The 1,494-nt window shown below is 71.2% G+C and carries 2 protein-coding genes; one reads left to right on the forward strand and one right to left on the reverse strand.

Annotated elements, in window-relative coordinates; all coding sequences use genetic code 11:
• Positions 1-104 precede the first annotated feature (104 nt).
• Positions 105-470, reverse strand: a complete 366-nt coding sequence (locus EAO71_RS37260; RefSeq protein WP_147982204.1) for a cyclic nucleotide-binding domain-containing protein — start codon at positions 468-470, stop codon at positions 105-107.
• A 119-nt stretch (positions 471-589) separates the two neighbouring features.
• On the opposite strand from EAO71_RS37260, the gene EAO71_RS37265 reads away from it, so the two are divergent.
• The coding region (locus EAO71_RS37265) for a hypothetical protein (protein ID WP_147982205.1) at positions 590-1,494 on the forward strand (905 nt) is incomplete at its 3' end.

Here is a 1,494-nt window from a genome sequence, read left to right on the forward strand (position 1 = left end):
CGGCGACCCGGAGGCGACCCGGAGGCGAACAGCCCCGGCCCCGAGCCCGCAGGCTTCCGCGGACCCCGGCCCGGCAGGCTTCCGCGATCCCGGCCCGGCCCCGATCAACCCCCCGGACGGATCCTGACGAACTTCGCCGCCATGACCGGACCGAGCTGCTCGACGATCCCGTGACCCGGCTCGTGGGGATACGGCAGATCGTTGAGGAACGACGTGACGATGACCTCGTCGATACCGAGGACACCCCGCATGCTCTGCTCCTCCAGGAACGCGAGCGTGCGACGCCAGTCGGCGGCACCCGGATCCTCCCCGAGGAAGGACCTGACGGTGCCCTGCACGACGTCCCAGAAGAAGACGTGCGGCAGGACGTCGCCCTGACTGAAGAGATGGGACTCGTAGGCGTCCCGGAACTCGGGAATCCGGGTGACGAGGTCACTGACCAGTTGCACGCTCGGCGTTGTCGTCGTCATCAGCAGTCCACTTCGGGGCTTGGGGCAGCCCTGGCACCGTTTTGAACCAGGATGCGGCATCAGCCCGGCAGTTATCCACAGGGGATGCGAACCTCGCCCCACATCGGGATGGTTGGGGCATGCGGGACTTGCTGAGACTCACCCGGGGCGGACTGCTCCTGACGGTGTGGGCGTACACGGCGGGCTGGCCACCGGGACGACTCCGGGGGCTGCTGCGCCGCGAGAAATGGCAGTGGATCTGCCGCGGGGCGTGGGCCGTCCCGGGAAAGGAGGTGGACTGGGCGGTCAGGGCGAGAGTCGTCCAACTGCTCCGCCCTCCGCTGGTGTGCAGCCACGGGACGGCGGCACTGCTGCATCGCATCGAACTGCTGAACAAGGACTTCCCGGGAGTACTGGAGTTCACCACCCTCCAGCCGGGCGGAGGCACGAGAGGAGGGGACGGCCGCACGGAACGGACGGGCCTCGACGGGACCGGAAGAGGCGGCATCGACATACACCTGCACCGAACCGTCCGACTCGACGCCCGGGACGTGTGCCTGCGCTCCGGGCTGCGGGTCACGTCACCGGCGCGCACGGTCGGCGACCTGATACGACGGTGCGGCACCCGCGAGGAGGCCGTGGTCGTGGCGGACTCGGCACTGTCCCGCCGCACGGTCCGGGGTGTGCGGCGCGAGCCCCTCGTCCACCACGAGGAACTGGCGACCGAACTCTCCGCCCGCCGCCCGGGCGCCCCCCTGGCACGCCGCCGGCTGGCCCTGGCCGACGCGGCCTCGGGTTCACCGGCGGAGACGATCGCCCGCCTGCACCTGCACGACGCGGGGCTGCGCCCGGAGTGCCAGCCGCTGCTCCACACGTCGTCGGGCCGCGCGCTCCGTCCCGACTTCTTCTTCCGCCGCGCGGGTCTGGCGGTCGAGATCGAGGGCTACGCGTTCCACGGCACCCGCGAGGCCCACGCACGCGACGTCGACCGCTTCAACGCCCTCGCGGACTGCCCGGACGTCCACCGGGTGCTGCGCTTCCCCTC

Source organism: Streptomyces sp. MS191 (assembly GCF_008042125.1).
In the GTDB taxonomy this organism is placed as follows: Bacteria; Actinomycetota; Actinomycetes; order Streptomycetales; family Streptomycetaceae; genus Streptomyces.

Excerpts from the sequence above, each read along its gene's own strand:
- EAO71_RS37260 (WP_147982204.1), bottom strand. The coding sequence starts at position 470 with ATGACGACGACAACGCCGAGCGTGCAACTGGTCAGTGACCTCGTCACC.